Annotated in this window: 19 protein-coding genes; 15 read left to right on the top strand and 4 right to left on the bottom strand. The window is 43.9% G+C overall.

The window, feature by feature from the left end:
- Positions 1–122 precede the first annotated feature (122 nt).
- Complete coding sequence (locus OSC7112_RS12490; protein WP_015176238.1) at positions 123–887, bottom strand: ABC transporter ATP-binding protein; 765 nt, start codon at positions 885–887, stop codon at positions 123–125.
- 639 nt (positions 888–1,526) lie between these two features.
- Between OSC7112_RS12490 and OSC7112_RS12485 the strand changes: the two genes are divergently transcribed.
- From OSC7112_RS12485 to OSC7112_RS12435, 11 genes are all read left to right on the top strand, one after another.
- Positions 1,527–2,369, top strand: coding sequence for a DUF4231 domain-containing protein (locus OSC7112_RS12485; protein ID WP_015176237.1), 843 nt, complete (start codon positions 1,527–1,529; stop codon positions 2,367–2,369).
- A gap of 250 nt (positions 2,370–2,619) precedes the next feature.
- Positions 2,620–3,963: a glutathione-disulfide reductase gene (gene gor, locus OSC7112_RS12480; protein ID WP_015176236.1), complete on the top strand. Its 1,344-nt coding sequence runs from the start codon at positions 2,620–2,622 to the stop codon at positions 3,961–3,963.
- Between the two features lie 185 nt (positions 3,964–4,148).
- Positions 4,149–4,685: an opioid growth factor receptor-related protein gene (locus OSC7112_RS12475; RefSeq protein ID WP_015176235.1), complete on the top strand. Its 537-nt coding sequence runs from the start codon at positions 4,149–4,151 to the stop codon at positions 4,683–4,685.
- 55 nt (positions 4,686–4,740) lie between these two features.
- Positions 4,741–5,703: an AAA family ATPase gene (locus OSC7112_RS12470; protein ID WP_015176234.1), complete on the top strand. Its 963-nt coding sequence runs from the start codon at positions 4,741–4,743 to the stop codon at positions 5,701–5,703.
- Positions 5,704–5,706: 3 nt separating this feature from the next.
- Positions 5,707–7,059, top strand: coding sequence for a DUF58 domain-containing protein (locus OSC7112_RS12465; protein WP_015176233.1), 1,353 nt, complete (start codon positions 5,707–5,709; stop codon positions 7,057–7,059).
- Positions 7,056–9,107, top strand: coding sequence for a transglutaminase-like domain-containing protein (locus OSC7112_RS12460; RefSeq protein WP_015176232.1), 2,052 nt, complete (start codon positions 7,056–7,058; stop codon positions 9,105–9,107). The genes OSC7112_RS12465 and OSC7112_RS12460 overlap by 4 nt, the downstream gene beginning before the upstream one ends.
- A gap of 682 nt (positions 9,108–9,789) precedes the next feature.
- Positions 9,790–10,380: a sigma-70 family RNA polymerase sigma factor gene (locus OSC7112_RS12455; protein WP_190274424.1), complete on the top strand. Its 591-nt coding sequence runs from the start codon at positions 9,790–9,792 to the stop codon at positions 10,378–10,380.
- Positions 10,377–10,814, top strand: coding sequence for a hypothetical protein (locus tag OSC7112_RS12450; RefSeq protein WP_015176230.1), 438 nt, complete (start codon positions 10,377–10,379; stop codon positions 10,812–10,814). The genes OSC7112_RS12455 and OSC7112_RS12450 overlap by 4 nt, the downstream gene beginning before the upstream one ends.
- A gap of 19 nt (positions 10,815–10,833) precedes the next feature.
- Entirely contained in the window at positions 10,834–11,319 is a 486-nt protein-coding gene (locus OSC7112_RS12445) for a Spy/CpxP family protein refolding chaperone (RefSeq protein WP_015176229.1), read from the top strand.
- Positions 11,320–11,794: 475 nt separating this feature from the next.
- Positions 11,795–12,487 carry a YqiA/YcfP family alpha/beta fold hydrolase gene (locus tag OSC7112_RS12440; protein ID WP_015176228.1) on the top strand — a complete coding sequence of 231 codons (693 nt, stop codon included), beginning with the start codon at positions 11,795–11,797 and terminating at the stop codon, positions 12,485–12,487.
- Positions 12,488–12,519: 32 nt separating this feature from the next.
- Positions 12,520–13,227 carry an ROK family protein gene (locus tag OSC7112_RS12435; protein WP_015176227.1) on the top strand — a complete coding sequence of 236 codons (708 nt, stop codon included), beginning with the start codon at positions 12,520–12,522 and terminating at the stop codon, positions 13,225–13,227.
- Positions 13,228–13,405: 178 nt separating this feature from the next.
- Here the strand turns inward: OSC7112_RS12435 and OSC7112_RS12430 are convergent, their stop codons facing one another.
- On the bottom strand, positions 13,406–13,687 hold the full coding sequence (locus OSC7112_RS12430; protein ID WP_015176226.1) for a WGxxGxxG family protein: 282 nt from the start codon (positions 13,685–13,687) through the stop codon (positions 13,406–13,408).
- Positions 13,688–13,870: 183 nt separating this feature from the next.
- On the opposite strand from OSC7112_RS12430, the gene OSC7112_RS12425 reads away from it, so the two are divergent.
- On the top strand, positions 13,871–15,037 hold the full coding sequence (locus OSC7112_RS12425; protein ID WP_015176225.1) for a histidinol-phosphate transaminase: 1,167 nt from the start codon (positions 13,871–13,873) through the stop codon (positions 15,035–15,037).
- Between the two features lie 49 nt (positions 15,038–15,086).
- Here the strand turns inward: OSC7112_RS12425 and OSC7112_RS12420 are convergent, their stop codons facing one another.
- Positions 15,087–15,584, bottom strand: a complete 498-nt coding sequence (locus tag OSC7112_RS12420) for a hypothetical protein (protein WP_015176224.1) — start codon at positions 15,582–15,584, stop codon at positions 15,087–15,089.
- A 129-nt stretch (positions 15,585–15,713) separates the two neighbouring features.
- Here OSC7112_RS12420 and OSC7112_RS12415 point away from each other — a divergent pair, with 129 nt between their 5' ends.
- Together OSC7112_RS12415 and OSC7112_RS12410 are read left to right on the top strand one after the other, a co-directional pair.
- Entirely contained in the window at positions 15,714–16,139 is a 426-nt protein-coding gene (locus OSC7112_RS12415) for a C6orf136 family protein (RefSeq protein WP_015176223.1), read from the top strand.
- 166 nt (positions 16,140–16,305) lie between these two features.
- Positions 16,306–16,722 (top strand): fasciclin domain-containing protein, encoded by a 417-nt coding sequence (locus OSC7112_RS12410; RefSeq protein ID WP_015176222.1) that lies wholly within the window; start codon positions 16,306–16,308, stop codon positions 16,720–16,722.
- Between the two features lie 186 nt (positions 16,723–16,908).
- Here OSC7112_RS12410 and OSC7112_RS12405 read toward each other — a convergent pair whose 3' ends face one another.
- Positions 16,909–18,375 (bottom strand): glycoside hydrolase family 13 protein, encoded by a 1,467-nt coding sequence (locus tag OSC7112_RS12405; RefSeq protein ID WP_015176221.1) that lies wholly within the window; start codon positions 18,373–18,375, stop codon positions 16,909–16,911.
- A gap of 311 nt (positions 18,376–18,686) precedes the next feature.
- Here OSC7112_RS12405 and OSC7112_RS12400 point away from each other — a divergent pair, with 311 nt between their 5' ends.
- The gene (locus OSC7112_RS12400; RefSeq protein WP_041622502.1) at positions 18,687–18,950 is read left to right on the top strand and encodes a hypothetical protein; all 264 of its coding nucleotides are present in this window, start codon (positions 18,687–18,689) and stop codon (positions 18,948–18,950) included.
- The last annotated feature ends 184 nt before the right edge of the window (positions 18,951–19,134 follow it).

The following is a 19,134-nucleotide window of genomic DNA, read 5'->3' as shown; positions in this document are numbered from 1 at the left end:
CTGTCTAATAGCTAAAGTCCTCTTGCATAAGACTCATACCCTCTTGATTCTTCAGTCCGCGCAGGCGGACTTCGTTTGTCTAGAAGCGATTTCAATCGCCCAATTTTCTTTTAGCTCTTATACTAAAATACAGCGTGTGAAAGCTCTTCGGGCTTGAGATTGTTGTGAATAACTTTACCGTCGCGGAACCAGACAACGCGGCGAGTTTGACGCGCTACTTCGGGTTCGTGCGTTACCATAACAACAGTCATGCCGCTTTCGTTGAATTCTGTAAAAATATCCATTACTTCTTGAGTAGTTTTTGTATCCAATGCACCTGTAGGTTCATCAGCCAGCAACAACACGGGACGGTTGACAATAGCCCTGGCGATGGCTACCCGCTGCTGCTGTCCTCCTGACAGTTGATTCGGTCTGTTGTGCAGGCGGCTTTCCAGCCCTACTTTTGTTAAAGCCTCTACTGCCCGTTCGCGTCTTTCTGCTGTGGGAATGCCGGCATAAACCATCGGTAACATGACATTTTCTAATGCTGTCAATTGAGGTAACAGGTGAAATTGTTGGAAGACAAACCCCAATTTTAAATTGCGAATTCCGGCTAATTCTGCTTCGGGCATTTGGGCGACATCTACGCCGTCTAAGTAGTAACTGCCGCTCGTAGGTCGATCGAGACAGCCGATAATATTCATAGCTGTAGATTTGCCCGATCCCGATGCGCCCATAATCGAGCAATATTCTCCTTGTCTTACCGTCAAGCTGACACCGTTTAAGGCGCGAACTTCCAGGTCGCCAATCCCGTAAACTTTTGTTACATCTTCCAGACCGACAACAACGGGCTTTGAGAGGACTTGCGGGTCGAGGTCTTGGTAAGTATCGGTTTGTAGTTCAGGCATTTTTTTCTGTGCGATCGACACAACTAACTACTAAGCTAACACTTCCCATCAGTTTTCGTGGCAGGAGTGACGGCTGTTTCGATGCTAATAGACATCTCCAATAATTCTTGTGGGGTAGGCATCCTGCCTGCCCTTGACAGGCTTTTCTGGAGAGGTTTAATAAACAGAAGCTTTGTATGAAGGTCATAGTGAATACTTTGACACCGACCTGGAGGTAAAGTTGGAGTGGAAAAAAAAATCGGCGTTGGTCAATTGGGCATGAAATTTGTAGGGGCAATCCCCCCGTGATTTCCCCACCGCTGACGGTGTAAGCACTTAGAATTATCCCTAAAGGCAAAACCATACTTTGATTGAGTAGCGCCAAAAAATCTCTACTATTTATGCGCCGACTCCCTCTGTAGGGTGCTTGTGGTAGCCCCTGTCAAGGTACGATCGACCTGCTTTAGGTCATCCTAACAGTTGATGACCAATAAACCCAGTTTATTGGTCATCAACTGTTAAACAAGGAAGATTTAACGATCGCCAGCCACCAATTTTCAAAGGTTTGAGGCTCTTCTTCTCCACGTTGACAGAGCTTGGGTAGAATAGCAATCCCAATAGGCTAAACTTGTATCCGATCGCCAAACTAACTACAAAGCAATGACTACTTCTGCGGATACAAACCAGACCGAGATTTCCAATACAGTCTCATCTAGTCCACAAATGTTATCTTTCCTGAAAATTGTTGAGTATTTATCCATAGCCGCTTTTGTGGGTGCAGGCATCCTTACCAGAGTTTTTCCAGACAATCAACTTATCTTTATTTTGGGATCTGTTTTTCTGTCGAGTTTTATTTTTCTGTTTCTGACCAATAGACAATTGGATCAAAAGTCTAGGAATAGTGCTAATCAGTTAGAGATCCGAAGAAAAGCTGAACTATATAATTATCTCTTAAACCCGGATAATGTTTCGGATAACAATCCGATCACCCCGGTGAGAGAAAAGGCTTTACTATATTGCCAGGAGTTGATTGACGATTATAAAAAAACTCGAGAGACTTCGAGAAATATTTACTATACTTTCCAATTGGCAACCGTTGTTTTATCGGGAGTAACACCAATTTTAGTATTGGTAGACAAATTGGAACCAGGTCAATCTTTGCTCAAGTGGCTGCCCGTAATTTGTCCCGCTGTCGCCTCCATAGTCGCCAGTATAGTTACCTCCTTTCCTTTTCAGGAGAATTGGATTGCTGCTAACACGACTGTGGAATTGTTAGAAGCGGAACAGGAGAAATTTGTATTAGGAGTGACTCCAGCTTATCGTTGCTACGATGTAGCCGACGAAGCCCAATATCAACAAATGAAAAAAATGGCAATAGAAAACTTTATCAATCAGGTGAATGAGATTCATCTCAAGCAAATCCAAAAACCCGATGATACAGCGTCAAAGGAGCAGAATACAGAGCCAGCTCAATCTACCGAGTCACAGCAGCAGCAGAGTTAACGAAGCTGACAATAGCAGCAAGCAAGTAGGGTGGAGTGACGCTACCGGCTCTTATACGGTTAAACTTTTCATCACACATGGCATTGCGGGGCTGTAGGATAGCCAAAGATCGGCTCGTCCCCCGTTGTTTTACCCTTCAAATAGCTGTGTATGTAACGCTCAAAAGGACTCAAAGGCAAAATTTTTGAGCTATGATTAAGAAAAGTTAAGCGAAAACTTGGTAAGTTAGAGATTTTTGGTAAACACAATTATGACATACGATTACGACTTGTTTGTGATAGGTGCGGGTTCCGGCGGATTGGCGAGTTCCAAGCGAGCAGCATCCTACGGAGCAAAAGTGGCGATCGCCGAAAATGATTTAGTAGGCGGAACCTGCGTAATTCGCGGCTGTGTTCCCAAAAAACTGATGGTTTACGCCTCAACATTTTCGCACCTTTATGAAGATGCGGTGGGCTACGGCTGGAGTCCAGTAGAAAGCAGCTTTGACTGGGAAAAACTCGTCACCACCGTAGACACAGAAGTGCGCCGACTCAGCAAACTGCACATCAGCTTTCTTGAAAAAGCCGGAGTCGAATTGATCTCAGGATACGCCAAATTTATTGACCCCCACACTGTCGAAGTTGGTGACAGAAAAATCACGGCGGCCAAAATCTTAATTGCAGTCGGCGGCGAAGCTCACAGAATCGATATTCCTGGTATCGAACACGCCATTACTTCTCGCGAAATTTTCCTGCTAAAAGAACAGCCAAAACGGTTAGCCATTTGGGGTGGCGGCTACATCGGCGTCGAATTTGCCTGCATTATGAACGGGTTGGGAAGCCAAGTAACTCAAATCATCCGGCGCGATCGCATTCTGCACTACTTCGACGAAGAAATTCGCGCTAACGTGCAAGAAGGAATGATTAAGCACGGAATAAACATTTTGACAGAAAGCTCGATCGAGCAGATTGAGAAAACCCCAGAAGGTTTAAAATTAACTCTGTCGGGAAAATCCGAAGGAACGCTAATAGTAGATGCGCTGTTGTGCGCTACCGGGCGTCAGCCTAATTTAGAAAAATTGGGTTTAGAAAATGCGGGAGTAGAAACCGATAAAGGTGCGATCGCTGTTACCAAAGACAGCCGCACCAGCCAGCCGCACATTTTTGCAGTCGGAGATTGCACCAACCGGATTAATTTAACACCAGTTGCGATCGCTGAAGGCCGTGCTTTTGCCGATACTGAATTTGGTAATAACCCCAGATCGATCAGTCACGAAAATGTTGCATCAGCAGTATTTTCGCAGCCGGAAGCAGCTACAGTTGGCTTAACAGAAGAGGAGGCTAAAGCTAAGTTTCCCGAATCAATTAAGTGCTATACAGCCAAGTTTAGACCCATGTTTCATTCTTTGACAGGTGCAGATGAGAAGACTTTTGTCAAGTTAGTTGTTGAAACTAATACTGACAGAGTTTTGGGCGTGCACATGGTGGGGAAAGACGCGGGCGAGATTATTCAAGGAATGGCGATCGCTGTTAATATGGGAGCTACGAAGAAAGACTTCGATGCGACGATCGGCATTCACCCATCGACTGCTGAAGAGTTTGTGACTCTGCGCTAAACAGGGCGAAGCAGCCAGGGGTTTAAACCCCTGGCTAATAGCTAAAGTCGGTTTTAACCGACTCAAGAAAACTATTTTGAAGAACAGGCACTCGGGCCTGTTCCACACAAAAATTAAATTTTCAGGTTGTGGGGTGGGCGTCCCGCCCGCCCAAAAATACAATTTAGATACAACACAACTTATTAATGAGTGATTCAACCAAACAAAACAAAATTTTAGCATTCTATCTCGGTCAGCAGCCTGATTCACAAGGTCGGGCGATCGAGGATATTTGGTCGTGGGATTACCAGAAGCTGGAATCGGTGCACAATTACATTCAATGGCTATTTCCCCTGAGAGAAAAGAGTCGCTTTAATTCCAGTGCTCCAACTTTAAATGATGAGGTAATTCAAGCTTTTAGAACAAGTGAAGAGTTGAGAAATCGGTTACTCCATTCGTTCAAGGTCATGCTGGCGTTTTACGGTTTGCAATGCCGCGAAGGGGAAAACGCAGAAATTGTAATTGTAAAATCCGAGGAATATTTGTCAAGAAAAAGAGAGTGGATTGAACAATTTAATCACAACTACCTGCGGCTGACTAGGATTATCACAAGTTTGACAGACTTGGGATTGAAGAATTATGCTTTGGCTCTTTTTATGTGTTTGGATGAGATATATAATGAAAATCAAAAAAGTATTGGTTTAAAAACTTATACATATTGGAAAAATGCTGTAAATAGTTAAATCGAGCGAAGCCAATCAGCGGGACAGTAACCGAAGCCTACGAACACAATAAATAATGTATAAAGCAATTACAGAAAATCACGCTCAGTCGGGCAGAGAAATTTATCAAAGGATTTCCAACAACATTCAAAAAGTGGTGAAAGGGCAATCAGCAGCAATCAGGAAATTGCTGTCAGCCTTTGTCAGTGGCGGGCACGTCCTCCTAGAAGATTATCCCGGTACAGGTAAAACTACCCTAGCTAAAGCCCTAGCCTTATCTGTAGATGTCAGCTTTAAACGCATTCAATTTACACCTGATCTTTTGCCCTCCGATATCTTGGGCATATCCATGCTCGACCCGAATCAACGCACGTTCCATTTCCACGAAGGCCCAATTTTTGCTAATATTATCTTGGCTGACGAAATCAATCGGTCATCACCGCGAACCCAATCCGCCCTCCTAGAAGCAATGGCAGAATTTCAAGTCAGCATTGACGGAAATTTGCGAAAACTTAAAGACCCATTTTTTGTCATTGCGACTCAAAATCCAGTAGAATCTCGTGGCACTTATCCACTTCCTGAAGCCCAAATGGATCGCTTTGCCGTTCAATTTAGTCTAGGATACATCTCCCCAGAAGACGAAGTTAACCTGCTCGGAGACCAAATTAATCAACATCCTATTGATACACTTCAAACCTGCGTTAATTTAGAGGATTTAATTAGCTTAAAACAGCAGGTAAAGCAAGTTAGAATTAGTGAAGAATTGAAACGTTACCTCGTAGATATCGTGAATGCAACTCGCTCAGCCGAAGGCGTACAACTAGGGGCGAGTCCCAGAGCTTCCATAGCTTTAATGAAAGTTGCTCAAGCATTAGCTTTCTTCGATGGCTATGAGTTTGTTACGCCAGAACATATTCAAGAACAGGCGGTATCAGTCATTGCTCATCGCCTAGTAATGGAACCTCAAGCGCGTTTTTCTGGTAGAATGGCTCCCGGTGTTGTTGAAGAAATTATCAAATCTATTCCTGTACCAGCCTAAAAAATGAAACGTTTTTTATACGCTGTTTTTCGCTTCGGTGCGCGTGTAAATCGCTCGCGAAAGAAGCGATTGACTAACAATGGGTTAGCAGTGCTTAGCTGCACGCTTTTAGCGGGGGTTTTAGGATTAGATACTAATCAGACTGTGACTTATCAAATTTTTACTTTCCTGTTGTCAATTATAGGAATAGCCATAATTTTTAGTAAATTTTTTCGCTTCAGCTTCAATGCAGTACGCTTCTTACCAAAGTTTGCAACTGTTGGAGTCTCTTTAAAATACCGTATTCTCATTCATAACAAAACTAGCCAGACTCAAACTAACCTGAAATTGTGGGAAAATTTTGCCGACCCATACCCAAGCTTTCAAGAATTTATAGAAACACCTGAACCCTGTGAAGAAAAGCGCACTTCATTGGATAAATACTTCGGCTATTATCGTTGGGTGTGGCTGATTTATAGAAAACAATGCGCCACAGCTAAGGTCATAGAATTGCCTCCTCTTCCACCCAATAGCAAAACAGAAGTGGTATGTGAAATTACGCCATCCTACAGGGGTGTTATCCGCCTCAGTGGTCTAACAGTTACTAGGTCAGATCCTTTTGGGATTTGGAATGCTTGTAAAACAATTTCCTTGCCCCAATCTATCTTAATTTTACCCAAACTATATCATTTACCACCAATTCAGCTTCCTGGCTCAAGAAGATATCAATCAGGTGGCGTAACCTTAGCTTCATCCGTAGGAGATTCCGAGGAATTTAGGTCTCTGCGGGATTATCGACAGGGAGATTCGCTACGCAAAATTCACTGGAAAAGTTGGGCAAAAGCAGGTAAGCCAATTGTCAAAGAAGAACAGGATGAATTTTTTGTGAGGCACGCCCTAATTTTGGATACGTTTCAAAGTGTAAAATATAGTGAAATTTTAGAAGAGGCTATTTCAATTGCTGCTTCATTATCCTATGAAGTTCAGACTCAAGAATCATTGTTGGATTTGATGTTCGTCGCTCAAGAAGCTTATTGTTTTACCTTTGGCAGAGGGCTGAACTCTACTGAAAAAATGCTAGAAATTCTCGCATCACTCGGTGCCTGTCAGGATAAAGTTTTTGACTCGCTCACCTCAGTTTTGATGGATAAAATCTCTCTCCTAAGCGGTTGTATTTGTATATTTTTGTGTTGGGACGAACCTAGAAAAAAATTAGTAAATTATCTGATAAGTCGCGGTATCCATACCTTAGTTTTAATTTTAACAGAGCGAGACGCTCAATTAGATAGCTTAAATTTAGATTTGATTAAAGATGACTTAACAAGCTGCCATATTTTAAAGCTAGGTCAAATACAAGAGGAGTTAATGAAACTATGAAAATGCCGGTGCTTCTTTTGGGTGTTAGTGTAATTTTTTGGGGCTGGCAGACGGGACTGTGGTTTTTGGCTTTGCCAATCGCTCTGATTTTAGAGGCAGCTAACTGGTTGCCTTATCGGTGGGATTTTTCAGCTAGTGATTTTAGGCGCATTGCTAATTTATGTCTGATTTTTTTGTGCTGTTTGCTGGTTTATCTCCTGGTCGCCAACCGCTCTATTTACTTGATATATAATTTGTTGCAGTGGCTTCCTGGTGTATTTTTTCCACTGGTAGCTGCTCAGGTATATTCTGTCAAGGAAAGTCTGGATATACGCCTATTGTTTTTGTGGTTAAACAAGGCAACAAAAACAGCACCACTTAACCCCTTGATGGTGAATCTAAATTATCCATATTTTATCTGTTGTCTGCTATCCGCTAGTACGGCGAACAGTAGAGATATCTCTTTTTATGCTGGGATATTTGCCTTAACCGCTATTGCTTTGTGGTCTGTGAGAACGAAAAGATTTTCATCTATTCTCTGGCTGGGTCTGATGTTAATTGCTGGCAGTATAGGATTTATAGGACAGATGGGGCTGCACCAAGTTCACCTAGCAGTAGAACAGCAAGCAATCTCATGGCTTAGTAATGGGAGTTCTCAAGAAACAGATTTTTTGAAAAAACAAACTAACATCGGCTCAGTGGGATTATTAAAACAGTCAAATGAAATTATTTTTAGAGTTGCTCCTGAAGCTAAACAGACCCCTCCCCGACTGCTAAGAGAAGCCACTTATAATCGCTACAACTCTTCACTTTGGCTCGCCTTAAATCCTAACTTTGTTCCCGTACAACCAAAGATTAATGGCACAACTTGGGATTTAGGCGACCAACTACCGAATCCATCAACGATTACTATTTCGGCTACACTCCAAGGCAACCAAGGTTTATTAAAGCTGCCAGATGGAACTTTTAAAATTGACGCATTGCCTGTCAGTCAGATGGAAAAGAATAAATATGGCACAATAAAAGTGGTGGGAAAAGTTGATATGCTGGCTTATCGAAGCTACTTTAATAATAATTTTTCTGTAGATAGCCCCCCTACAGAAGACGACCTGCAAATACCAAAATCAGAAATAGCTGCACTGAATAAAATCCTCAGCCAAATGGATATTCAAGGAAAGTCGCTACCAGAAATATTAGATAAAATGGAGTGGTTTTTCCTAAAAAATTTCGTTTATTCACTGAAGCTTGGGGGCAAAGATAATGATGCTACGCCTCTATCAACATTTTTACTGCACACTCGCTCTGGACATTGTGAATATTTTGCTACTGCTGCGACACTTCTCCTCAGAAAACTCGGTATTCCAGCCCGTTATGCTGTTGGATATTCTGTTCACGAATTTAGTTCTTTGGAGAACCAATATATTGTAAGAAGTCGCCATGCTCATGCTTGGACTTTGGCTTATATCGCGGGAAAATGGCAAGCTTTTGATCCTACGCCTTCTGATTGGGAAAGCATGGAGGATGCTGCTGCTCCCCCAGGGGCATTTATCTCTGATTTATGGTCGCTATTGACTTACAAAATTTTGCTGGGGCTGCGATATTTATCGGGTAGCAATGGATGGAAGTTGGGGGGAGTCATCCTACTGGCATTAATATTTTTTCGGATGTGTAATCCTAATTTTAAGAAAAATGTACGCCTTTTATCTAACAAACAAAGCTGGCTAAAAGCTATTTATAACAAAGATTCGTTGAGTCCGAAATCGGAATTTTATTTAATCGAACAGGCGTTAAATGAGTCGGGATTGATTCGCCCTCCTTCCGAGTCTTTAAAAAATTGGATCGAGAGGTTAAAAAAAGAAAATCCGGAATTATATTGTCTCGAAGAGTTAGCATTGTTGATCGAGATTCATTATTGCGATCGCTTCGATCCAGCAGGAATTAAATACGCACAAAAAGCTGAATTTAAATTGGCAATTCAATCCTGGATCGAGCAATATCGCAGGCAGGCGATCGCCTCAAAATCTCAGGTTAATAAAAGCGGTAAGTCTACTATAGCTTTTCTCAGGTAGATGATGTACAGATTTAGATTTTAAATTGGGGATTGAGGACTTTTTAATTGATTCGTAATTTTCCCAATAATTCAATTATTAAATCTCAACTTGTACCTCCCTTAATTGAGAACCGCTATATATACCTTTTCTCAATCACTTGTACAAGACCGTCGGTTATTAGACAAGTCACAATTGCTTTATGCCTACTTAAGAGAACAGCCTTATCAGGGTACTTATACAATTAATCTACCCTCCGATTAAGACATTGGTCGAACAGCAACAGTGGAAACTAGCTCATAACTCAGATGTTGCACCATTGTCAAGAACGGGCTCTCCGGCCCATTCCACAAAGAGTGAGTTTTCTCGCTTCACAGCCCGGAAAGCCTGTTCCTAAACAAGTAATTGAGAATGATGCAAGATGTGAGTCATAATCCACTTGTGTGTACGCGGTAGCCTTAAAAAGGGGGACGAAAGAGAAGATTCTTGTCCCCCCGCAACGATTCGGGGAGCGCCGGGGGATCGGGTCTTAATCGCTAGACAGAATAGTCGCACTACATTTGAGGTTAAGTTGACACCAATGGGCTTTGTCATGTCCCTACCTGTCGCGTCGTCGAAAAAAAATTTTAAATCCTTTGAACCTTTTTCGAGATCGTCCTGTCTAAACGCTTCAGATAACGAACTGGTGGGGGAGACTTCACAGGTGTTAGGTGTGTCAGCCCATGTTTTAACCGATGACTGTTCCGACTCGGACTTAGTTGCTCAGTGTCTAAAGGGCGATCGCACTTGCTTTCGCTACCTTTACCAACGCTACCAACACAAAGTCAGGTCAACCCTTTATCAACTCTGCGGCCCCTCACTTCTTGACGATTTAGCACAAGAAGTATTCCTGCGAGTCTGGAAAGGATTGCCCAAACTCAAGCACCAGGAAAACTTTTCTACTTGGCTTTATCGAATCACTTGGAATGTGGCTTCCGACCAAAGACAAGCATTTGCTAAACAGCATTCTTTTGACTCCCAACTCAAAAATCAAGAAACAATGGATCGGGTTATTCTCAAAGATAACACATCGGACTTGATGCAGTTGCACTATCAAGATTTAGTGCAGCGGGGATTGGAGCAATTGAGCTTTGAACACCGCAGCGTTTTGGTGCTGCACGACTTAGAAGACATCCCGCAAAAAGAAGTAGCCCAAATTTTGGGACTACCAGCAGGGACTGTCAAATCTCGCGTGTTTTATGCCAGAAATGCTGTGCGGCAATTTTTGCAAAAAGAAGGTGTCAGCGAGCTATGAATAACCCAAGCAGCGACCAAAAGTTAGTTAATTTCCTGAAGCAACATCGCCCAAACCTTCCAGAGGCTGCGCCCGATTTTGAGCAAAAACTTTTAGCAGCAATAGATAGGAATGAGGCGGGTGCGAGAAAGCTAAATTATTTAGGAGAGTCGCAATTTACCCTGTCTAGCAAAAGATCGCGCACGATCGGTTTTCGCAAGTGGGTTTTTCCTTCTGCAATAGCCGCTGGCTTGCTAGTTTTTGGGTCGGGCTACCGTGCGTTTGAGACTGCACAATTGCGCGATAAGGAAATAGCTAAGTTAGAAGCATTTTTAGTCACTAACTGGGAAGGTGTACTGCATGATTCTAGCGAAAAAAATATGACCGATCGCTCGCAAACAGACTGGTTGACTTTCAGCCAGAGTGCTGACAGCGAACCGCAAACAAATAACTAATCTCAAAGAGGTAATTTTCATGTCAATTCGTCGCATTTCTGCCCTAGCCGTTTTAATGCTGACTCTCGGCAGCACAGCCGCAGCAATAGCAGTTCCCAATCCCCTAGAACCGGAAACAATTGCCCAAAATCAGCGTCCCAATCGACCCGCTGGTAAGGAAGGTGGGATGTTTGAGAAACTGAATTTAACTGCGGACCAAAAGCAAAAAATGCAGGCAGTTCGCGATCGGTACAAAGACCAAGTTTCTCAGCGGATGCAAGCAGTCCGCCAAGCGAGACAAGAATTGGAAACGATGATGTCCGGCACGGCAAATGCCAGCGAAATACGGGAAAAACACCGTCAAATAATCGGTCTGAGGCAGCAGTTGGAAGAGGTGCAATTTGAAAGTACACTCGCAATGCGAGAAGTGCTCACGCCCGAACAGCGCACCCAATTAGCTCAACTGATGCAGCAGCGCCGACAAACTGCTAGAAACAGGACGCAAAACGGTCAAAAACCGCAGTAATTGACGAGTAGTTTTGAGTGAATCGCAGGGTGCTCAGTACGCACTCTGCGATTCATTGTAAGCAGGTCTAAATCAATAAATGCAGCCCTGGATAAACGCCGATTTTCTGTAATATATGCCATTGCTGGATTTCTTCGGTCAAGCAGTCTAAAAGCGCAGCAAATTCAAGTAGAGGCGAGTGGGTAATTTTCTGAGAAACCCTCTAATATTATGTCCGGTCGATTACCCCTAATACGGTAGGGGTTCCCCTCACCAACAATACCTGCCAACAATCTCCAATCTCAAAAACCCGCCATTTTAATCGCGGCCACTCGATCGGACATGATATAAAAACACATAATTTAAATCCCTGGTAGTCCTTAATCTATTGGGAATATCAGTATATATTTTCGGTGAGTAAGGGTCTTAACTTTTTTATTTAATAACTCATACTAAGTTAAAATAATGAGTTGGGAAGTCTCATAATTTTTTCTGGATGAATCTACCGAACGACTCAAGTTACATTTATTTACACGGATTTGCTTCAAGTCCCGATTCAGCTAAGGCTAAGTATTTCCGAGATCGCTTTTCTTACCTAGGAATTGACCTAAAAACTCCCGACCTCAATCAAAACGATTTTTCGGGGCTTACTCTCACCCGCCAATTAAACCAAATAGAAACAGAATTTTTGCCCACCGAATCCTCCCAATCTGCCACAGAAAATGTAAAAAATCTAGGGGGAGTTACCATAATTGGGTCCAGTTTTGGGGGGCTGACAGCGGCTTGGTTGGCCCAGCGACAATTGGCAGTAAAGCAAATAGTTTTGTTAGCACCTGCTTTTGAATTTATCTCCCACTGGCTGCCACTGTTGGGACAGCAACAGTTAGAAAAGTGGCAGTCTGAGAAATATTTGCCGGTTTACCACTACGGCGAACAGCGTTATCTGCCCCTGAATTATCAGTTTGTGGCAGATATGGCTCAATACCCTGAAGAAAAATTAATGCGTTCAGTCCCTACGTTAATTCTTCACGGCAAGCATGATACAATAATACCGATTCAAGCTAGCAGAAATTTTGCCGCTAACCGTCCCTGGGTGCAATTAATCGAATTAGAAGACGATCATTCTTTGGGAAATGTCCTAGCGGAAATTTGGGAAGCGATTCAAAAGTTTTGCCAATTCAAACATTAAAATTTGACCAACTTGCAAGTCTCAACAATCAAATGACTGAACAAGATCGATCGACTCGCACCTTAGCCGTTGACATTGGCGGAAGCGGCATCAAAGTTATGGTGTTGGACAATGAAGGCGAACCCCAAACGGAACGCAGCCGTTTAGAAACGCCTCAACCACCGAAACCGGAACCCGTATTAGAGGCGATCGCCTCTTTAGCCAGCGGACAAGGGGAATTTGACCGAGTATCCGTCGGTTTTCCCGGCGTCGTCTGTGGCGGCGTCATCAAAACCGCAGTGAATTTAGATCCGTCTTGGATAGATTTTGACTTACAAACTACTCTCAAAGATCGCTTGGGAAAACCTGTGCGAGTAGCTAACGATGCCGATATTCAAGGATTGGGAGCAATTGCTGGGACGGGGGTAGAATTAGTAATTACCCTTGGCACGGGTTTCGGTTCTGCCTTATTTGTCGATGGTATCTTGGTGCCAAATCTAGAGTTAGGACATCACCCGTTTCGCAAAGGGGAAACTTACGAACAGCAATTAGGTCGCTTGGCATTAGATACAGTGGGTTCCAAAAGATGGAATCGCCGCCTGGAAAAAGCGCTCACCTATCTGCAAGATATCTTTAACTGCGATCGCATTTACATCGGCGGCGGTAATACTAAAAAGATTGCTGTTGAGTTACCGCCGCAGGTTAAAATAGTACCCAATGTGAGCGGTTTGTTGGGCGGGATTGCTTTGTGGCGCGATTGAATAAACTTTGTGGCAAAAATGCCCGTTAATATCAAAGAAACCGGGTTTTTTGCTCGGATTAAAGGCAATAATCCAATCTTTCGGTAAAAAACCAGGTTTCTGAATCCACGACGGTTGATTTAGTTTTTGGCTTGTGCGTTAGCGGAACCATCGAAGAGGATCGCCGTTTTAAAAATTATTATCCCATCGGATCGCGGTAGCGTTTGGGTTCATCCTTGCGAAACAGATTCGCCAAACCGAGGATGCCCAACAAACCCAAAGCACCCCAATGATTGTTGTCGTTTTTGCTTTCTTGAAAGGGAGTTCTGTCTAGAACAACTCGATTAGAATCAGTATTGTTCTGGGTCGGAGCTGAGTTAGTTTGAGCTGAGGCAGGCATAGCTGAAGGGAGAACAGCCAAACTCAAAGCTATCAGGGTAGCGGCGGTATTTTTAGATATATCGGAAGGCTTGACTTTCATACTCCGTCTCCAAATATCAGCAGTTACTTTATTAAAGTAATCAATTTGCCGCAGCCGACGTATCAATCGATCGACAGAAACTAAATCTCCCCTCTCCTCTTGCTTTTGAGATAGAACAAGCTCTATGCTAAGTTCAGATGCTTCTAAGCAGATTATCTAAAATAAAAAGTTGTAAATTATACCATGCTTCCCTTTATCCGAAAAGATTTAGCCGAACTTACCGCATACACTCCCCATCCGGGCGGCACATCAGGAGAACCAGCGCACTCGGAAAGTGCGATCGATCGCCTCGATACCAACGAATGCCCCTACGACTTGCCAGAGGAATTAAAAAAAAAGCTAGCTTGGACTTACCAGCAGTTAATTGAGACAAATCGCTATCCCGACGGAGGCCACGCAGCGCTCAAAGAGGCGATCGCCGAATATGTCAATGAATCAATCACAATCCCCCCGCTAGGGGGGGTTACACTGCCCAAAACCGCCATTACAGCCGACAATATTTCTGTGGGAAACGGTTCCGACGAACTAATTAGATCCATCTTAATAGCTACTTGTTTAGGCGGTACAGGCTCTATTTTGGTAGCGAATCCCACCTTTTCGATGTATGGAATAATCGCCCAAACCCTCGGCATTCCCGTTGCGAGTGTTCAGCGGAAAGAGGAGAATTTTGAAATCGATATCGAGGCGGCTAAAAGGGCGATCTGGCAAAATCAAAATCCCCCCGTGCGCGCCGTCTTTGTCGTTCATCCCAATTCCCCCACAGCCAATGCTTTGACAGCAAATGAAATAGAATGGTTGGAAAGTTTGCCGTCAGAAATATTAGTAGTAATTGACGAAGCTTATTTTGAATTCAGTCAAAATACTTTAGCAGACCAATTGCACCATCACCCGAATTGGATAATTTTACGCACATTTTCCAAAGCATTTCGATTGGCATCAATGAGAGTCGGATATGCGATCGCCCATCCCGAACTCGCAGCCACCTTAGAAAAAATCCGTCTCCCCTACAACCTTCCCAGCTTCTCGCAAACGGCAGCCGAGTTGGCCCTAGCGCAGCGACAGTTATTACTGGCAGTAATTCCCGAAATTATCGCAGAGCGAACCCAATTAATTGCAGCGCTAACTCAGCATCAAAAATTGCAAGTTTGGCCGAGTGCGGCTAACTTCGTTTACCTGCGGGTAAAAGCCGGTGAGGGCGAATCTGCCGAACAGGAACACAAACAAATCATGCAGCAGCTAAAAGAGCGAGGGACTTTAATTAGGCATACTGGAGGAGGTTTGCGAATTACGGTGGGTAGCCCGGAGGAAAATCAGCGGACGGTCGATCGAATCGCAGCGATTTTTAATTGACAAAACCCCCGAAAAATGGTGTGATTTTAAACAAATTACCGTGCCATTTTTAATTGTCAATCTGTCGCGCCGCCCGAATGGTTTGGGGAAATACGCCTACTAACAGTGCCAAAGCTTCATCGGGAATTTGTGCCACCGTTTCCGAATCCAAATATTGTTCAAACTGAGTTAAAATCATTTGTGCGCGTTCCAAAGCTGTCGGTTTTGCGGTTAACTGTTCTGTTAACCGCACCCACTGCCGCCGAATTCCAAAAGCTTTCTGTATTTCTTGGGGAGATTGAGGGCAAACCAAACAAAAATCGCCCACGGGAATCGCCTGCTGAGAATCAACATCAAAAGCACCCCCAACGGCAGCCCCAGGCCCGGCAAACTCCGCGTGGAAGCGTTTAATCAAAATTAGACCGTTCCGGCGACGGCTATCTACCATCAACAGCTTGCCGCTGTTGATTTCTGCGAGAATTTCAGAGGAGTGTGGGTGTTCTGTCAAATCTGTGCCAAGGTGTCGATGTCGCAAGTCCGGGTCAGCAGAAAAGCTGGGGCGGATCATATCGCTAGAGTTAAAATCAGAGCTGGATGAGGTATCAAATCTGCGATACTCTAGCGATCGAGATTATTCATTTAAAGTTATAAATTAATACTGTCACAAGCTGGTCGTTTGAGCGCGATCGAATATCAAATGCAGGTAGAACAAGCAGTAGACACCCTGAAAGCGGATCTCCCGACGCTTTTTGAGAAAGACATCTCCTACGACATCTACACAAAAGATGTTTATTTTCAAGACCCTGTTAACAAATTTAAAGGAAAAATCAACTATCGCATTATCTTTTGGACTCTGCGATTTCACGGGCAGCTATTCTTTAGCGAGATTTACTTCGACCTGCACGACGTAGGTCAGACAGCCCATGATACTATTGTGGCAAATTGGACTGTTCGCGGGACACTGCGGGTTCCCTGGAAAGCTCGGATTTTTTTTAACGGCTACTCTACTTATAAACTGGATAAAGACGGCTTAATTTACGAACATATCGACACCTGGGACAGAGAGCCCGGAGAGATTTTAAAGCAATTTTTCCGCAAGGGGGAGGAGGCGACCCAAGTATAAGCCAAAAAGGTCGATCGCGCCCAGCCATCAGAGCCGGCAACCGAATTTAACTTATAATGGCTAAAATAATCATCAGCCCTCCGATTCATTTTCTGCTATTTGTAAATTGCTAAAATGATTGTCGCCTCGGATTCATTTTCTGCTATTTGCACTCCTGAAAAACATCATGGCTGATATTGTCCAGACTGCCACCAATGCCGGCTCTTTCAAAACACTCGTGACTGTTATTGAAGCGGCTGGTTTGTTAGATTTATTGCAAAGTCCGGGCCCCTACACCGTCTTAGCACCAACTGACGAGGCATTTGCCAAAATTCCTACGAACACTATTGCCTCTTGGCTGGAAGACATACCCAAGCTCAAAAAAATTCTGACTTATCACATTCTGTTTGGCGAGGTACTAACTGAGAATTTGCTTGAGTTAAGTTCTGCTGAAACAGTGGAAGGTTCTGTGGTGGGAATTGATACTTCTGACGGCATTAAAGTGAATGAGGCTAAAGTTATCACTCCAGATCTTCTTGCCGACAATGGCGTCATCCATATCATTGATGCGGTGCTCATACCAGCATTGGTTGCAGCATCATAAAACTTGCGGCATCTCTAAATTTAGTAGGGTGCTTATGGGCGCACCTTACATTTTAAACTAGAGAACTTACGCAAGTGTCACAATTAGTAAGGTGGGTCAGATACCAAACCATCGATCGTCCGTCCATAACTCGGTCTGACGCATCCTACAAGTCGATTGGAGCGTGACACTTGCGTAATTGCTGAACTAATTATCCGAACCTAAAATCAATCCCGATCGCGCCGGCAGCATCAATTCTAAATGCCGAGTTTCCCCTTCACCTTTCCAAACAAACTCGCCTTTCCCAAACAGCAATTTCTCGTGAGGAGATTTCAAATTAGCTGCCTCAAAGCTAATATTAGCTTCTTCTGTCGCGACATTGACAGCAACAACTATTTCTTCATCCCCCAAAATTCTGGCAAAAACGTAAACCGTTCCCTCAGCAAACAGAATTTGGTACGATCCAGTACGGAGGGCAGCGTATTTGTGCCGCAAAGCTATCAACTGCTTGTGATAATCTAAAACATCAAGTTCCCATCGAGCTTGTAAGGGAAAACCGCGACGAGAATCGGGATCTAGAGCACCGGGCAAACCAACTTCATCGCCGTAGTAAATGCTGGGAGCTCCAGGAAAAGTTAACAGCAGCAAAGTTGCAAGTTCGACGCTAGCTTTGTCTCCCCCAGCAATTGACAGCAACCTAGCTGTATCGTGGCTGGCCAACAAATTAAGTTGAGTTAGCTGTATCTGCCACGGGTACAGTTCTAAAACCTGCTGAATTTTTTGGCCGTACTGTTTAGCAAAAAGCGCCGGATAGGGATGGTAAGAACGACCTTCAATTTGAGCTAAATCAACTCTGTCGCCCGCTGCAAAAGCAATAGTCGGCGCAGCAAACAGATAATTCATCACCCCGTCAAATTGAGTACCGTCGAGCCATTCTCTCGCATCTTCCCAAACTTCGCCGACAATGTAAGCTTCGGGATTAATTGCTTTAACTCGATCGCGAAATTCCTGCCAAAATCCCGGGCTTTTAATTTCAAAAGGAACGTCCAGCCGCCAGCCGTCGATGCCAAATTTAATCCAATATTCGGCGATTTCCATGATGTATTCTCGCACTTCTGGATTGTCGTGATTGAATACAGGAAGGGCTCGATTCCCGTCCCAACCGGCATAGTTAGCAGGAAAATTGCCGTCGTAGGCGGATAGCGGCCAGCCTTCAATTTTAAACCAATCCAGCCAAGGAGAATGCGGGCCGTTTTCGAGGATGTCGTGAAAGAAGAAAAAGCCGCGGCTGGCGTGGTTGAATACGCCGTCGAGGACGATTTTGATGTTGCGATCGTGAGCGGCGTCTAGAAGCTCTTTAAAAGCCGGATTGCCGCCCAACATCGGATCGACTTGATAGTAGTCGTGGGTGTGGTAGCGGTGATTGCAGGCCGACTGAAATATGGGGGTGAAATAAATTGCGTTAATGCCTAAGTCTTGCAAGTAGTCTAGCTGTTCCATCACGCCCCACAAGTCTCCGCCTTTGTAGCCTTGGAGGGTGGGGATCTCGTGCCATTCTTCCCACATGAAGTTTTGCAGCAGGCGTTTGCGGGGCTGTTTGCTTTTGGCGAAGCGATCGGGGAATATTTGGTAGAATACGGCGTGTTTAACCCAGTCCGGCGTTTGAATTTGCATACACTTTTGCTAGCTTTTACGGCTTACGCTACAGTAGCAGAGGTTTCTAGGGGATCTAGCTTTTGGTAGAGAATAGACATTTTATCGAATTTTGTCGATCGACAAATTGTAAAATCTTACACAAATTTGCAGTCAATCTCAGATTGAAAACTGACTCAACCTAGAAAATCATCGTCCCGACGGGCGGCGCTGCCTGACTGCTGTGAAGTTGGACAAATTCACAGCAGTCAGGAAAGCTAGTAAAAAGAACGAGATCGAAACCAAGCAGAACAAGGACGCCAGCGGGCGCAAACAGAGCATCAGCCGGCGCGGTGCGATCGACCAGCCTTGAAAAAGAACAACAGCGCCACGAGATCGATCGAGAAATTGCCAAAACGGGGAATTTACCCAAAAAACTTGTTATTAACAGCCAAAACCCCGAACCTTATTCTTTCCTTAAACTGCCTTTATTTATTGAAGGGTATTTTAACTCACAACTCAAAACTTTTTTAAATATCAATTATGGATTGATGGGTATTTTAACTCACAACTCAAAACTCCTAACTCCCGCCCCGGACATACTCCAACTCTCCTAAACCGGATTTTTTAACTCTTATTGAGAGTTTGAAGAAGTATTTGGATTAAACAACCCGGTTTCTGTGTAAGCGACTCAACTCAAAACTCAAAACTCAAAACTTCCTTGCTCCCCCCCCTTGTCAAGAAGCCCTCACCATCCGACACTGTACTTGGAGAGTTAATCGACCCTAGGGAGAAAGTTCC

The organism is Oscillatoria nigro-viridis PCC 7112 (genome assembly GCF_000317475.1).
Lineage (GTDB): Bacteria > Cyanobacteriota > Cyanobacteriia > Cyanobacteriales > Microcoleaceae > Microcoleus > Microcoleus nigroviridis.
The sequence above is the reverse complement of the archived record's forward strand: the minus strand, read 5'-3'. Positions and strand labels throughout refer to the sequence as shown.